The 14,724-nt window shown below is 61.6% G+C and carries 17 protein-coding genes and 1 pseudogene; 6 read left to right on the plus strand and 12 right to left on the minus strand.

The genetic code is table 11. The features are described from left to right. The first annotated feature begins 37 nt into the window (after window positions 1-37). From flgH to flgL, 6 genes are all read left to right on the plus strand, one after another. The gene (gene flgH / locus F759_RS0107390; protein ID WP_027799287.1) at window positions 38-736 is read left to right on the plus strand and encodes a flagellar basal body L-ring protein FlgH; all 699 of its coding nucleotides are present in this window, start codon (window positions 38-40) and stop codon (window positions 734-736) included. A gap of 2 nt (window positions 737-738) precedes the next feature. Next, the gene (locus tag F759_RS0107395; protein WP_027799288.1) at window positions 739-1,920 is read left to right on the plus strand and encodes a flagellar basal body P-ring protein FlgI; all 1,182 of its coding nucleotides are present in this window, start codon (window positions 739-741) and stop codon (window positions 1,918-1,920) included. Window positions 1,921-1,932: 12 nt separating this feature from the next. Further along, window positions 1,933-2,946, plus strand: a complete 1,014-nt coding sequence (gene flgJ / locus F759_RS0107400; RefSeq protein WP_027799289.1) for a flagellar assembly peptidoglycan hydrolase FlgJ — start codon at window positions 1,933-1,935, stop codon at window positions 2,944-2,946. Window positions 2,947-3,421: 475 nt separating this feature from the next. Continuing rightward, the gene (locus F759_RS0107405) at window positions 3,422-4,195 is read left to right on the plus strand and encodes a flagellar brake protein (RefSeq protein ID WP_209440477.1); all 774 of its coding nucleotides are present in this window, start codon (window positions 3,422-3,424) and stop codon (window positions 4,193-4,195) included. Window positions 4,196-4,370: 175 nt separating this feature from the next. After that, window positions 4,371-6,344 carry a flagellar hook-associated protein FlgK gene (gene flgK / locus F759_RS0107410; RefSeq protein ID WP_027799291.1) on the plus strand — a complete coding sequence of 658 codons (1,974 nt, stop codon included), beginning with the start codon at window positions 4,371-4,373 and terminating at the stop codon, window positions 6,342-6,344. 10 nt (window positions 6,345-6,354) lie between these two features. Next, window positions 6,355-7,578, plus strand: a complete 1,224-nt coding sequence (flgL, locus tag F759_RS0107415) for a flagellar hook-associated protein FlgL (protein ID WP_027799292.1) — start codon at window positions 6,355-6,357, stop codon at window positions 7,576-7,578. A gap of 511 nt (window positions 7,579-8,089) precedes the next feature. On the opposite strand, the gene F759_RS37380 is transcribed toward flgL, so the two are convergent. From F759_RS37380 to F759_RS43615, 12 genes and pseudogenes are all read right to left on the minus strand, one after another. After that, window positions 8,090-8,590, minus strand: a complete 501-nt coding sequence (locus tag F759_RS37380) for a type VI secretion system amidase effector protein Tae4 (RefSeq protein WP_322787081.1) — start codon at window positions 8,588-8,590, stop codon at window positions 8,090-8,092. Window positions 8,591-8,650: 60 nt separating this feature from the next. Beyond that, window positions 8,651-8,920, minus strand: a complete 270-nt coding sequence (locus F759_RS44975; protein ID WP_244438794.1) for a hypothetical protein — start codon at window positions 8,918-8,920, stop codon at window positions 8,651-8,653. Between the two features lie 9 nt (window positions 8,921-8,929). Beyond that, window positions 8,930-9,211 (minus strand): PAAR domain-containing protein, encoded by a 282-nt coding sequence (locus tag F759_RS44980; RefSeq protein WP_036023741.1) that lies wholly within the window; start codon window positions 9,209-9,211, stop codon window positions 8,930-8,932. Continuing rightward, window positions 9,208-9,384: a hypothetical protein gene (locus F759_RS42825; protein ID WP_154670905.1), complete on the minus strand. Its 177-nt coding sequence runs from the start codon at window positions 9,382-9,384 to the stop codon at window positions 9,208-9,210. Before F759_RS42825 ends, F759_RS44980 begins: the two co-directional genes overlap by 4 nt. A gap of 366 nt (window positions 9,385-9,750) precedes the next feature. Further along, window positions 9,751-10,533 (minus strand): flagellar biosynthetic protein FliR, encoded by a 783-nt coding sequence (fliR, locus tag F759_RS0107440; RefSeq protein WP_027799294.1) that lies wholly within the window; start codon window positions 10,531-10,533, stop codon window positions 9,751-9,753. A 38-nt stretch (window positions 10,534-10,571) separates the two neighbouring features. Further along, on the minus strand, window positions 10,572-10,841 hold the full coding sequence (gene fliQ / locus F759_RS0107445) for a flagellar biosynthesis protein FliQ (RefSeq protein ID WP_027799295.1): 270 nt from the start codon (window positions 10,839-10,841) through the stop codon (window positions 10,572-10,574). Window positions 10,842-10,910: 69 nt separating this feature from the next. Then, window positions 10,911-11,744 carry a flagellar type III secretion system pore protein FliP gene (gene fliP / locus F759_RS0107450; protein WP_027799296.1) on the minus strand — a complete coding sequence of 278 codons (834 nt, stop codon included), beginning with the start codon at window positions 11,742-11,744 and terminating at the stop codon, window positions 10,911-10,913. Further along, a complete protein-coding gene (gene fliO / locus F759_RS0107455; protein WP_027799297.1) occupies window positions 11,744-12,343 on the minus strand; it encodes a flagellar biosynthetic protein FliO in 600 nt (199 codons plus the stop codon). The genes fliP and fliO overlap by 1 nt, the downstream gene beginning before the upstream one ends. Then, a complete protein-coding gene (gene fliN / locus F759_RS0107460; protein WP_027799298.1) occupies window positions 12,340-12,807 on the minus strand; it encodes a flagellar motor switch protein FliN in 468 nt (155 codons plus the stop codon). Before fliN ends, fliO begins: the two co-directional genes overlap by 4 nt. Further along, a complete protein-coding gene (fliM, locus tag F759_RS0107465; protein ID WP_020070762.1) occupies window positions 12,800-13,798 on the minus strand; it encodes a flagellar motor switch protein FliM in 999 nt (332 codons plus the stop codon). Before fliM ends, fliN begins: the two co-directional genes overlap by 8 nt. Before the next feature lie 65 nt (window positions 13,799-13,863). Beyond that, window positions 13,864-14,361, minus strand: a complete 498-nt coding sequence (fliL, locus tag F759_RS0107470; RefSeq protein WP_027799299.1) for a flagellar basal body-associated protein FliL — start codon at window positions 14,359-14,361, stop codon at window positions 13,864-13,866. Beyond that, a pseudogene (locus F759_RS43615) lies at window positions 14,307-14,724 on the minus strand (hypothetical protein); the annotation flags it as partial. The gene fliL and the pseudogene F759_RS43615, both read right to left, overlap by 55 nt.

The raw sequence follows: 14,724 nt of genomic DNA on the forward strand, positions 1-14,724 counted from the left end.
TGGGAATTAACAGGCTGTAAATCAGGCGGTAATCAAGATGTCGTACTTCACTCGTAATCCGGTTCATTCGCGTACTGCCGTCGCGCTCGCGCAGCTCACGCTGCTCGGCGCGCTCGGCGGTTGCGGCCTCGTGCCGAAGCAGCCCATCACGCAGCAGCCGATGACGGCAATGCCGCCGATGCCGCCGCAAGCGCAGGCGCCCGGCTCGATCTACAACCCGGGTTACGCGGGGCGGCCGTTGTTCGAAGACCAGCGGCCGCGCAATGTCGGCGACATCCTGACCATCGTGATCCAGGAAAACGTCAACGCGACGAAGTCCTCGGGTGCGGGCGTGAATCGCAACGGCACGACGAGCTTCGACGTGCCGACCGCCGGGTTCCTCGGCGGCCTGTTCGGCAAGGCAAACCTGAGTGCGAACGGCGCCAACAAGTTTTCGGCGACGGGCGGCGCGAACGCATCGAACACGTTCAACGGCACGATCACCGTGACCGTGACCGGCGTGCTGCCGAACGGCAACCTGATGGTCAGCGGCGAAAAGCAGATGCTGATCAACCAGGGCAATGAATTCGTGCGCTTCTCGGGCGTCGTGAATCCGAACACGATTTCGAACCTGAACGCGGTGTATTCCACGCAAGTGGCCGACGCGAAGATCGAATACTCCGCGAAGGGTTATGTCGACGAAGCTGAGAACATGGGCTTCCTGCAGCGCTTCTTCCTCAACGTGTCGCCGTGGTGATCATGGGTACTGTCTCAATCCGCTTCCACGCGTGCGCCGGCAAGATCGGCCGTGCGCTTGCCTTCATCGCGCTCGCGTGCGCGGCGCTGCCGGCGGCGCTGCCCGCTCACGCGGAGCGTCTGAAGGACCTCGTGCAGATTCAGGGCGTGCGTGACAATCCGCTGATCGGCTACGGGCTCGTCGTCGGTCTCGACGGCACCGGCGACCAGACAACGCAGACCCCGTTCACCACGCAGACACTCGCCAACATGCTGGCGAACCTTGGTATCTCGATCAACAACCAGGCGGCCGGTTCGAGCAACTCACAATCGTCGCTGTCGAACGTCCAGTTGAAGAACGTCGCTGCAGTGATGGTGACGGCGGTGTTGCCGCCGTTCGCGCGTCCCGGCGAACAGATCGACGTCACCGTCTCGTCGCTCGGCAATGCGAAGAGCCTGCGCGGCGGCACGCTGCTGCTCACGCCGCTGAAGGGCGCCGACGGCCAGGTGTACGCACTCGGCCAGGGCAATCTCGCGGTCGGCGGCGCCGGCGCGAGCGCGAACGGCAGTAAGGTGCAGGTCAACACGCTGGCTGCGGGCCGTATCGCCGGCGGCGCGATCGTCGAACGCGCGGTGCCGACGTCGGTATCGCAAGCGGGCACGATGCAGCTCGACCTGAACGAGATGGACTACGACACGACGCAGCGCGTGGTGGCGGCGGTGAACAACGCATTTGGCGGCGGTACGGCCACGGCGCTCGACGGTCGCACGATCCAGCTGCGCGCGCCGACCGATCCGGAGCAGCAAGTCGCCTTCATGGCGCAGTTGCAAAACCTCGACGTGAAGCCGGCGCAGGCCGCCGCGAAGGTGATCCTGAACGCGCGCACCGGCTCGATCGTGATGAACCAGATGGTCACGCTGCAGAACTGCGCGGTCGCGCACGGCAACCTGTCCGTCGTGATCAACACACAGCCGGTGGTGAGCCAGCCGGGCGCATTCTCGAACGGCCAGACAGTTGTGGCCAAGCAGTCGCAGATTCAGATGAAGCAGGACAACGGCGCGCTGAAGCTCGTGACCGCCGGCGCGAATCTCGCTGATGTGGTGAAGGCGCTCAACGCATTGGGTGCGACGCCCGCGGATCTGATGTCGATCCTGCAGGCGATGAAAGCGGCGGGCTCTCTGCGCGCCGACCTGGAAATCATCTAAGGAAGACAGCAGATGAATTCGGATACGACCAATTCCGCCGCAGCGGCGAACGATCTTACCCAGCGCTTCGCGCTCGACGTACAGGGCTTCGCGAAGCTGAGCGCGCAGGCCAAGGCGTCGCCGCAAGCTGGCATGAAAGTGGCCGCGCAGCAGTTCGACGCGGTCTTCACGCAGATGATGCTAAAGAGCATGCGCGATGCGACGCCGCAAGACGGCCCGTTCGATTCGCACGACAGCGCGACCTTCACGTCGATGATGGATCAGCAGTTGTCGCAGCAGATGTCGCAGAAGGGCATCGGCGTGGCCGACGCGATGCTCAAGCAGTTGATGCGCAACCAGGGCATGCAGGTGAGCGGTCCGAACGGAGCAGGCGGCGCGGGTGGCGCGGGTGGTTTAGCGGGCATGGCCAACGCGCTCGGCGGCGGCAGCGGCGGCGACGAAGGCCAGACCGCGGCGCTCAACGCGCTCGCCAAGGCGTACGGCAATGCGCAAGCCAACGGTCAGCTCGCGATGGGCAAGGGCTACTCGGCCAATAGCGCGCTCACGCCGCCGTTAAAAGGCGACGGCAGCTCGCCGAAGGTCGACGCGTTCGTCGACAAGCTCGCGGGTCCGGCGCAGGCAGCCAGCGCGGCGACTGGCATTCCGGCGCGCTTCATCATCGGCCAGGCCGCGCTCGAATCGGGCTGGGGCAAGAGCGAGATCAAGAAAGCGGACGGCAGCACCAGCCACAACGTGTTCGGCATCAAGGCGACGAAGGACTGGACCGGCAAGACGGTTTCCACCCTCACCACCGAATATGTGCACGGCAAGCCGCAGCGCGTGGTCGAGAAGTTCCGCGCCTACGATTCGTATCAGGAAGCCATGACCGATTATGCGAGCCTGCTCAAGGGTAATCCGCGCTACGCGCAGGTCATCAATTCCGCGCACGACGTGAAGGGTTTTGCGAACGGTATGCAGCGCGCCGGTTATGCAACGGACCCGCATTACGCGAAGAAACTGATGTCCATTATGCAAAAGATGGGCTGACCCGGCGTTAATGCGATCGGACGGCGGCGATTCGCCGAGACAGGCAGTTTGCTGAACAGGTAAAACCATGCACGCGACGGGGCCAGGTGCATGACAAGACGGACGAAGCCGGCTGCCGGAAGGTGGCCGGCTTACCCGCGAAAACGCATGCATGCATAGCGACGCAAAAAAGGCGACGCGATCGCGACCAGAAGGCGACGCGAACGGCACCAAACGCGACGAACAGGCGACAGACGATTTACAGACACGTTATCGGCGAGTTACCGGGGCTTTAACGTTTGCGCGAGATTATTCTAAATAAATCATTAGCGGCCCCTAAATTTTGGCTCGATACTGCCGCTAATCCGTTAGACCCATACCGGAAGCGTTAATGTCCGGTTGAATGTGCGTGCCGCGGTCGGGAATGAAAGACCGCGTGAAAGCCCCGGCAGGAGCTCTGGCACGTGCCCGCAAGAACATGCATACCGGCAAGCTCATGGAAACCAATCAGTCGAACGGCCAAACCGACACGCAGGTCCAGCCGCACGTTCCGCTAGACGACAGTGCACACGATTTTGGCCGCCGCAATCCACTCGAAATTGGCGTTCAACTGCGCAATCTCGTGAATCGGGGGGATTTCCTCACCGTTCAATATGCGGGCGGTCAGCTCGTCACGCGCCTGCTCGACGTCGACGTGCGCGGCCGCACCTTCACTTTCGACTGGGGTGCGTTATCCGATCAGAACCGCGGCCTGCTTGCCGCGGCGGACTGCCAGTTTCATGCGGCGCCCGAGGGCGTGCGCGTCGAGTTCGTCACCGGCACGCCGCGCGAAACGCGCTTCGAAGGTTTGCCGGCATTCGAAGCCGACTTTCCCCAAGTGCTGTTCTATGTGCAGCGCCGCGAGTATTTCCGCGTCGACGCACCGATTCTCGATCCATACGTGTGCAGCGGGCGTCTGCCGGAAGGCGATTCGTTCCGCTTCGAGGTACATGACCTGTCGCTGGGCGGCGTCGGCATGCGCACTTCCGACGAACGTGTCGCGGATCTGCCGATGGGCACGCGTCTGGACGATTGCGAGCTGTCGCTCGGCACGCTCGGCCGCCTGTCGCTCGACCTTCAACTGGTGTCGCATCGCTCGCTCGCGCTGCCCAACGGCACGCAACGTTATCAGCTCGGCTTCCGTTTTCTGACGCTGCCGGGCAGCGCGGAAAATACGCTTCAGCGTCTCATCACGCAGCTCGAAATGAAGCGCCGTTCGCTGGTTCGCTGAGCGGGCGGGCCGGACGCAACGCGCCGGCACAGGCCCGGTGCATCGACCTCGCAAACGTTGAAACAAACTTTGGCAAGCGTCGTGAATGGCCTCAATTTCCGGTCGCTCGAGCCGTTAAACAGTAAGTTCAAGTAACGCGGCGGCATGTGTGCGCTGTCGCCCTTCAGGATGACGCATGTCCAATCTCATCAATCTTGGCCTCAGTGGACTGAACGCAGCCCAATGGGGACTCACGACGACCGGCCAGAACATCAGCAACGCGTCGACGCCCGGCTATACGATTGAAACGCCGGTCTTCGCGGAAACGGGCGGGCAGTACACCGGCTCGGGCTATCTGCCGCAGGGCGTCTCGACCGTCACGGTCACGCGCCAGTACAGCCAGTATCTGACGACCCAACTCAATAACGCGCAGTCGTCGAGCAGCTCGCTCGCGACCTACAACACGCTGATCTCGCAACTGAACAATTTGATCGGCAGTCCGACTGCCGGCATTGCCAGCGCGGTCACGGGCTATTTCACGGGCCTGCAGAACGTCTCGAACAACGCTTCGAGCCTCGCCACGCGCCAGACGGCGATGAGCGGCGCGCAGACGCTCGCGAACCAGATCAACGCCGCCGGCCAGCAATATGACGCGCTGCGCGAAAGCGTCAACACGCAGCTCAGCAACACCGTTTCGCAGATCAACAGCTACACGCAGCAGATTGCGCAGTTGAACGGCCAGATTGCCGCCGCGAGCACGCAAGGTCAGCCGCCGAACCAGTTGCTCGATCAGCGCGATCTCGCCGTGTCGAATCTGTCGCAACTGATCGGCGTGCAGGTCGTGAACAGCAATGGCAGCTATGGCGTGTTCATGAGCAACGGCCAGCCGCTCGTGTCGGGCGGCAACAGTTTCAACCTGGGCACCGCGCCTTCGACGGGCGATTCCAGCGAACTGTCGGTGCAGTACCTCGGCCAGGCCGGCGCGAATCCGGCCGCCGCGCCGCAAGACCTTCCCGACAGCAAGATCGAAGGCGGCACGCTAGGCGGCCTCGTTGCGTTCCGCAGCCAGACGCTCGATCCGGCTGAAGCCCAACTCGGCGCGATTGCCGTGAGCTTCGCCTCGCAGGTCAACGCGCAGAACGCGCTCGGCATCACGCTCGCCGGCGTGCAGGGCGGCGCGCTGTTTTCGGTGGGCGGCCCGACCGTCTATGCGAACACGCAGAACACAGGCAACGCGTCGCTCAACGTGTCGTTCGCGAACCCGGCGCAGCCGACCACTGGCGACTACACGCTCGCCTTCAACGGCACGACCTACACGTTGACCGACAATTCGACGGGCAGCGTGGTGGGATCGGCGACCAACCTGAGCCAGCCGATCAACGGCCTGAATTTCTCGACCACCGGCACCATGAATGCCGGCGACTCGTTCACGGTTGAACCGACCCGCGGCGCGTTGAACAGCTTTGCGACCGCGACGACGGACGCCTCGGCGATCGCCGCCGCGTCGCCGGTTCTCGGCGCAGCCGCGTCCACCAACACCGGCACCGGCGCGATCTCGCAGGGCACGGTGGCGGCCGGCTACACGATGCCGAACTCGACCACCACGTTGACTTACGACGGCACCGGTCTCACCGGCTTTCCGGTCGGCTCCACAGTGACCGTGGCGGGCTCGCCCGCGACCACTTATCCGATTACGAGCGCGACGACTATCGTGCCGTATTCGTCGAGCACGGGCGCGAGTCTGACGATCAACAACACGACGGCCGGCCAGATGAACAACGTGTCGGTGACCATCAGCGGCGTGCCCGCTGCCGGCGACAAGTTCACGATCGGTCCGAACAGCGGTGCGAACAACGACGGCCGCAACGCGCTTGCACTGTCGAACCTGTCCACGGCGAAGTCGATGAACGGCGGTACCGTCACGCTGACGGGCGCATATGCGAACTACGTCAACGACATCGGCAACCAGACGAACCAGATCCAGACTTCGAGCACCGCGCAGGCTTCGCTGGTGACGCAGATCACCACCGCGCAGCAGTCGGTCTCGGGTGTCAACATTAACGAAGAAGCAGCCAATCTGCTTCAGTATCAGCAGCTCTATCAGGCGAACAGCAAGGTGATCCAGACCGCGCAGACCCTGTTCCAGACGCTGCTTGGCATCTTCCAGTGAGGCGTTGAACATGCGCATCTCCAGCACGCAGTACTTCACCATGAACGTGGCGACGATGAGCGATCAGCAAGCTCAATTGTCGCAGCTTTACGCGCAGATCTCGAGCGGCGTGAGCCTTTCCACGCCATCGGACAATCCGCTTGGCGCGGCGCAGGCCGTGCAGTTGAGTTCGACCGCGACGAGCCTCGCGCAATACACGAGCAACCAGAACACGGCGCTTGCGTCGCTGCAACTCGAAGACACGACGCTTGGCAGCGTCAGCAGCGTGCTCGAAAACATTCATATGCAGGTGCTGCGCGCGGGCGACGGGGCGCTCAACAATGGCGACCGGGGCTCGATCGCGACGGAACTGCAAAGCTTGCGCAACCAGTTGATGACGCTCGCCAACGCAACCGATCCGCAGGGCAACTATCTGTTCGCCGGTTTCCAGAGCGCCGCGCAGCCGTACACGACGAATTCTGCCGGCGTGGTCACATATTCGGGCGACACGGGCACACCTGCCGTGCAGATTACGGACTCGCATGTCGTGCAGACCGGCGACAACGGCATTTCGATCTTCGGCAGCGTTGCGCCGATCGGCACGAGTGCGGTGCCGGCCGCGACCGCGGGCAACACCGGCACGGGGGTGATCAGCACGGTGAGCCTGACCAATCCGGCTGATCCGACGAACACGAACACGTACTCGATCAACTTCACGTCGTCGACGACTTACACCGTGAGTCAGACCGATCCTGCCACCGGGACGGTCACGACGAGCGGTCCGCAGGCGTTCACGGCAGGCACGGCGATCACGCTCGGCGGCCAGTCGGTATCGATCAGCGGTGCGCCGAACGCGGGCGACAGCTTCTCGGTGACGCCCGCGACCCAAGGCAGCATGGATGTGTTCGCGAATCTGAGCCAGTTGATCACCACGCTGCAATCGCCGATCTCGGGCGGCGCGTCGACGGCGAGCTTCCAGAGCGCGCTCACCACCAGCATGACGCAACTCGAGAACACGATGAACAACGTGACGACCGCGCAGGCGACAGTAGGTGGCCGTGAGCAGGAGGTGAAGGCGTTGCAGACAGTCACGCAGGCCAACACACTGCAAACGGCCAGCAACCTGTCGGACCTGACGCAGACAGACCTGGTCAAGACGGTCGGCAAATACACGTTGGCGCAAAACGCGTTGCAAGCGGCGCAGCAGGCGTTTGTGAAGATCCAGAATATGTCGTTGTTTCAGTATCTGAATTGATTGCGCTAGTGAGTAGGTTTCAAGGATGAGCGGCGCAAGCCGATAAAAAATCACAGGCGGCCGCGCAAAGCAACTTTCACTTGCTGGCCCGTCCAGTTAGCGACGGCTAGCTTCTGCTCCAGGGGCTTTGTCTGTCGGCGAGTCTATGACCAGACGGCGAGGTAAAAAACCACATAGAAAACGGCGGTCGCCAACGCCAGAATTATTGCTGACGCCGCAAGTCGGCAAAGGGTGATCCTTCGCCCTAGCCAAAAGCCAACGATAGCCCACCCAACCGCAGGGCCGACAATAAATATGGCGATAATTGCGTAAGTCCACCACGGGACAATGCAGTGTTCAATGTCCCAGCAGCCATGCCAGCGAGTGGATATCAGCGGCCATGAAAATCGTTGTGCGACCCTGCTAGCGAGCACAGCGAACTGCCAGGACGCCAACAAGCCAACAGCGAGATAGAGCACGGACAATCCCGCACGCTTCATTTGATCTCCCAAAAAAGAATTTGCCTCGACTTTCAAAGATCTGAATACCACGCGGAAGAAAGCCCGATGCGGAATCTGAAGAATGAAGTTATCCGCCCGCTAGGGCCGGGCGATGTTAACGTATCCTTATTCCACAGGTCGATATGGTCGCCGCTGGTTTGTCCGTGGCTATCTGTATCTCTGGCCCAGTAACCCGAGAAATAGACGATACCTGTACGCCCCTTCACCTTTGTTTGCCAGTCCGATCCCGTGACGTCTTCGGGCGAGCGTAGCCCGGCAAATGGGCGCAACTTAATCCAATCTGCCATCTCGCGAGCACGAAGGGCCGTTCGCTTACCGTCGATTCGAATTTGGCCTTCGCCACGAAACGATTTCATTTCGATTCCGACATTGTGAAGCGTAATGCTTAGCCGAATCGCACACTGATTGTCAGCGTATTCCGGCACCTCGCCGGTTTTCAGGTCAATGAAGGGATCCTCTTTGTCTGGATATGCGGACCATAGCTCTTGAAAAGTCAGAGCCTTCAACTGCACTTCCCTGGCTGAATTCGGCCTGGAGTTAGTCGTAACCACTGTCCGGTTGTTCGGCATGTTTCAAACTACTCCCTGTCTTGCAAGGGCTTCATCGCCCCAATACACGGTGTAATCGCTCGCGGCGTGGGTGTGGACTCGCGGCAACCGCGCGCTACGGTCCAGTCGCCCTGAGAACGCCTGCCCATCTGCTGTTTCAATCAGATACGGATAGCCTTCGAATGAGCCGCGCCCAATCGCTGTGACCTGTTCGTCATACGTGCCGGTCATGACTGACTCGACGCCGCCGCGAAGGGTCTCGCTTGAGACGACCACGCTCATTGATTCGGCCATGTCGTCGCATCATGACTCTCCAGCAAGTGTGGCGATGATATGCGGCGGCGATGCGCACCCGCACAAGACGATATCGCGGTCGGCGGCAGTTTCACCCATGAAATCGATACGGCCGGGGCCGCCGGCCTTCGCAACCGTGCCGGTGCTCTTGCAGGCTTCGCAGTAGGCCGCGCCCCCGATCAGTGCGACCTGGTAATCCCCGTCGCCGATGGTGAAGGTCGGTCCGGCATACGGGAGAATCTCGCCGCCGCGTTCCAGCCGATCGCCGACTACAGCGATTCGACGCATCATGATTCCGCAGCCCGTTCGATGCTCGAGGTCCGCGCCAGCATGTCGCCAGTCAGCGCTTCACCGCAACGATGCGAGGCAGACAGCGCAAGCGGATTGCCGTCGCAGATCACGGCAAACTTCGCGCCGGTCGCTGCGAACAGACACGTCGTTTGATTCTTCTGCTTTTTCTGCATGCTCAAGTCTCCAGCCCGGATAGGTCACTCCGCTGCATCGAGGGACAAGCGGGTCCCTGCCGCGGCAACGCATTACCCGGCAAGACTGGTTGACAGCCATATCAGACGACTCCGAAAACGAATGACACATCCACACCTGTTGGCGAAGTGCAGAATTTTCACGCGTTTGTTTCCGCGTTGACTATTCGGCGCGCGGATTGGACGTCAGGAGCGGTTTCTCCTTCCGCAAATAAAAAAGCCGACCTCCACGGTCGGCTTCAACGTCATTCGTTCTCGCGAGTTGGCGGCTATACACCGCGGGCTATTGCCTCGCGCACTTCGCCGCGAATCACGTCGGCGAAAATCACGACGGCGAAAATGCCCCGTTTATCTAAACCCCAGCGCAACACGTCCCATCTGATCGATGCCCATTTCGAACAGACGCGTGAAGAACGGAATCATGTTCGGGATCATCAGTTGCAACAGCAGCATGCCGATCAGCATGGTGAGCGGAAAGCCGATCTGGAACACGCCGATTTGCGGCGCCGCGCGGTTGAGAATGCCGAGCGAGAGGTTCGTGATCAGCAGCGCCGCGACCACCGGCAGCGACAGCAAAAGTCCTGCGGAAAAGATCGTACTGCCGAAATTCGCGAGCGTGCGCCAGCCCGGCGCACCGAGAATATTCGCCGACACAGGCAGCGAATTGAACGCCGCGAGCAGCGCGCTGATCATCTGAAGATGGCCGTCGATCACGAGGAATACGAGCATCGCGATGGTGTACATATAGCTCGACAGCACCTGGCTCGAGCTGCTGGCTTGCGCGTCGAAAAAAGTTGCGAAACCGAGGCCCATGCCGAGGCCGACGAAATCACCGGTAGCACTGATCGCCTGAAAGACAATCTGCATCGTCATGCCAAGCGCAATCCCGATCAGGAACTGATTGACGATGATCCACACGCCCTCGGCGGAAAACACCGTGACTTGCGGCAGCGCGCCGAGCGTCGGCGCGACGATGATCGTGACGAAAGCCGACAGGCCGATCTTCACGCGCATCGGCAGCGCACGGTTACCAAGCACAGGCGCAGTCGCAACCAGCGCGAGAATCCGCACGAACGGCCATAGGAACGCGGTGAGCCAGGCGTTCAGTTGCGCGTACGTGACGGAAAACATGTCGGAGGCGGGGCTTGATTCAAGAAGGAAGACGCGGCTCAGTTAACGAGCGTCGGAATGCTGGTGAGCGTCTGGCGCAGATAGTCGAGCATGGTCGTGAGCATCCACGGACCGGCGATCACCATCGTGACGGCAATCGCGAGCAGCTTGGGGATGAACGACAGCGTGGATTCGTTGATCTGCGTGGCGGCCTGGAACAGGCTCACCACCAGACCGACCACCAGCGCGACGAGCAAAAGCGGAGCAGCGAGCAGCAGGCCGACATACATGGCCTGGTGCGCGAGCGTCATGACGGATTCTGAATTCATGGCGATTCAACCGGAAGCTTGAACAACGTGAAGGACGTGAACCACGCGAGCGCGCAGAGTGCGGCGCGGTCAAACAAAACTTTGCGCGAGAGAGCCGAGCAGCAGTTGCCAGCCGTCGACGAGCACGAACAGCATCAGCTTGAAGGGCAGCGAAATGGTTGCGGGCGACACCATCATCATGCCCATCGACATCAGCACGCTCGCCACCACCATGTCGATGATGAGAAACGGAATGAAGATCGTGAAGCCGATCTGGAAGCCGGTCTTCAGCTCGCTCGTAACGAACGAGGGCACCAGCAGCGACAGCGGCACATCTTCCGGACCTTGCATGGGCGCAGCGTGCGAGATGCGCGCGAACAATGCGAGGTCGCTTTCGCGCGTCTGACGCAGCATGAAGGTCTTGAACGGCGCGAGACCGCGGCTAACCGCCGTCTCCATCGGAACCGTGCCTTCGGAGAAGGGTTTGTAGCCGTCGGTGTAAGCCTTGTCGAGCACCGGCGACATCACGAACAGCGTGAGGAAAAGCGCTAGACCGACCAGCACCTGATTAGGCGGCGTGGTGGTCGTGCCAAGCGCCTGGCGCAGCAGCGAGAGCACGATGATGATGCGCGTGAAGCTCGTCATCATCAGCACCATCGCCGGCAGAAACGACAGCATCGTGAGCAGCAGCATCGTCTGCACGCTCAGCGAATATGTGGTGCCGCCATTCGGGCCCGGGCTTGTGTTGAAGGCGGGCAAGCCGGCGGTTTGCGCACACGAGAGCGTCGGTAGCGCAAGCAGCAGCGCGGGCAATGCGACGGATGCGAACGGAGCTGCGCGGCGCAACGTGCGGATCACTTTGGCGGCGACGCGCGAGGTGCCGCTGGATTGCGCGCAATGCGCCGATTGAAGACTGAACTGCATTACCGAACCCCGTTGCCTTGCCCGTTGAAACGTTTGCTCACTTCGCCTTTCAAAGCGTCGCGAAAGCGCTGGCCGAAGCTGCCGGTCAACGCGGTGCCTGCTGCGCCCGGCGTGCCCGCTTGCGCATTGCCTGCGGTCTCGATCGCGACCGAACCGGCCGGCATCGTATGAAGCAGGCGCACATTGCCGGGCGCCGCGCCGAGCACGAGCCACGTATCACCGATCTCGACCACTGCGACGCGCTCCTTGCCGCCGAGCGACGTGCCGCCGACCGTCTTCACGAGGCCGCCGCGACTACCCGGCTGCAAGCCGAAGCGGCGCGCGAGCCACGCGCATCCGAACACCAGGCCGATGACGACCAGCAGGCCGACGATCGTTTGCAACACCGCGCCGACGCCGAGCGCCGGAACGGCCGTGCCCGCGCCGACACCCGACGCGATTTTCGCTGCGTTGTTGACCGCGTTCATGTCGGCCGCGTAAGCGGCGAGCGGTGCGCACACCGTGCAGAACACCGCGCTCGCGCTGAGCACTGCATGCACTGCACGGTTGGAAACATGACGCGACGCAGGGAACACGGCGCGGCGGGCTACGGCTTTCATCGATTCAACTTCCGGATACGTTCGGACGGCGTGATGATGTCGGTCAGGCGAATACCGAACTTGTCGTTCACCACCACCACTTCACCTTGCGCGATCAGACAGCCGTTGACGAGCACGTCCATCGGCTCGCCGGCCATGCCGTCCAGTTCCACCACCGAACCTTGCGCGAGTTGCAGTAGGTTACGGATCGCGAGCTTGGTGCGGCCCAGTTCCACGGTCATCTGGACAGGAATGTCCAGAATCATTTCGATGTCGTTGCGCGTCGAGCTCGGCGCGACTTTCGACAGCGGCTGAAACACGCCGGCCGTAGTTGCGCTGATTTCGCTCGTGTTGTCGTTCTGCTCGGCGAGCGCGCTCGCCCAGTCGGCGAGCGCCGCGTCGTCTTCGGCGCTCGCTGCGTCGGCTGCAACCTGCGCTGCGGCGGCGTTCAGCTCGTCCTCGGGCTTTGTGTTCAGATCACTCATATCCACCTTCCTTCATCGTGTCGGCTGCGCTGATCATCTTCTGCACGCGCAACGCGTATTGACCATTGAAAATTCCGTAGCCGCATTCCATCACCGGCACGCCGTCGACTTTCGCGGTGATGTGCTCGGGAATGTTGATCGGCAGAACATCGCCCTTGCGCATGTTCAGAATCTGTTCGAACGTGATCGGCACCTGTGCGAGATCGGCGGTCAGTTCCACTTCTGCTGCCTGCACCTGCTGCGACAGCACGCGGACCCAGCGACGGTCGACTTCGAGCGCCTCGCCCTGAATCGGCGACGACAGAATGTCGCGGATCGGTTCGATCATCGAATACGGCATGCAGATGTGCAGCGTGCCGCCGGTCGTGCCGAACTCGATCGAGAACTGCGTGACGATGACGATTTCGTTCGGCGTCGCCACGTTCGCGAACTGCGTGTGCATTTCCGAGCGCATGTATTCGAATTGCAGCGGACGCACGCTTTTCCACGACGCCGCGTAATGTTCGAACGTCAGATTGAGCAGCTTCATGATGATGCGCTGCTCGGTCTGCGTGAAATCGCGTCCTTCGACGCGCGTATGAAAACGCCCGTCGCCGCCGAACAGATTGTCGACCACGAAGAACACGAGGTTCGGATCGAACACGAACAGCGACGTGCCGCGCAACGGCTTCACGTGGACCAGGTTCAGATTGGTCGGGATCGGCAGGTTGCGTGTGAACTCGCTGTACTTCTGCACCTTCACCGGACCGACGGAGATTTCCGCCGAGCGCCGCATGAAGTTGAAGATGCCGACGCGCAACAGGCGCGCGAAGCGGTCGTTGATGATTTCGAGGCCGGGCATCCGGCCGCGGACGATGCGTTCCTGCGTCGCGATGTTGTAGGGACGTACGCCTACACGCTCGCTTTGCTCGGCTTCAGAGTCGGACTCGCCGGTTACGCCCTTGAGGAGGGCATCGACCTCCTCCTGGGACATGAACTCTTCGTGGCCCATTCCTTATTCCTCGTGCATACCGTGGCGGTTGATGATGGCAGTGCTGGACAGCGTCACGACGGACGTCACTGCACGACGAATTCGGTGAACAACACGTCCTGGACGTGGATCGGCGCGGCACCCTTGTCGGTCGGCTGCTCGATCAGCGTCCGCAGTTCGGTGGAAAGCGCGTGCTTGCCTTCGAGCGGCGCGAGTTCGTCCGGATGATGGTTCGACAGCGCGAGCAGGATACGGCTGCGGATTTCGGGCATGTGATCGGTGAGTTCCTGCGGCGTCTTCGGGTCGCTGAGCTTGAGCGTGAGGCCGATGCGCAGGAAGTGCTGCTGGCCGTCGTCCGATTGCAGGTTGACCGTCATCGATTCGAGCGGGAAGAACGTCGGAGCGGGAGCCGGGGCCGGCGCTGCTGCGGTGGCGGCGGCCGGAGCGCGTTTGGACAGGAAGAACCACACCCCTGCGCCGGCGGCGCCGGCGGCGACGATAGCGATGAGGGCGATCAGGATGATGCGCTTCAAGGGGCCCGGGGACGCGGGCGCGGCTTGCTGATTTGCGGGAGTGGTAGCCATGAGGTTTGCTTGCTTGCCGTTAGTGCTGGTGATAGTGATTGTTGTTGATTTGCCTGCGGCGCGATGGGTCGAACAGAAGGGTTAATGCGGGCTATCTCTAGTTTTTGGCCCGGTGGAGCGGGGCTTTTTGTTTGTGGTTTTTTCTGGATTGGGTTTGGTTTTTTTATCTCGGGATTTTGGTGTTGGGCTGGGTTTTTTAGGGTTCTTTTCTTGGCCTTTCCTTGAATTCCTGGTGGTCTATTGGTGTTGCCTCTGTGCGGGGCGGCACTTACTTTCTTTGCCGCCGCAAAGAAAGATAAGCAAAGAAAGCGGCTCACACCGCCAGCTCGTAGGTGGATCCCCCGGCTTGGAAGGGGTAGTGGT

The sequence above is a fragment of the Paraburkholderia dilworthii genome, from assembly GCF_000472525.1.
Lineage (GTDB): Bacteria > Pseudomonadota > Gammaproteobacteria > Burkholderiales > Burkholderiaceae > Paraburkholderia > Paraburkholderia dilworthii.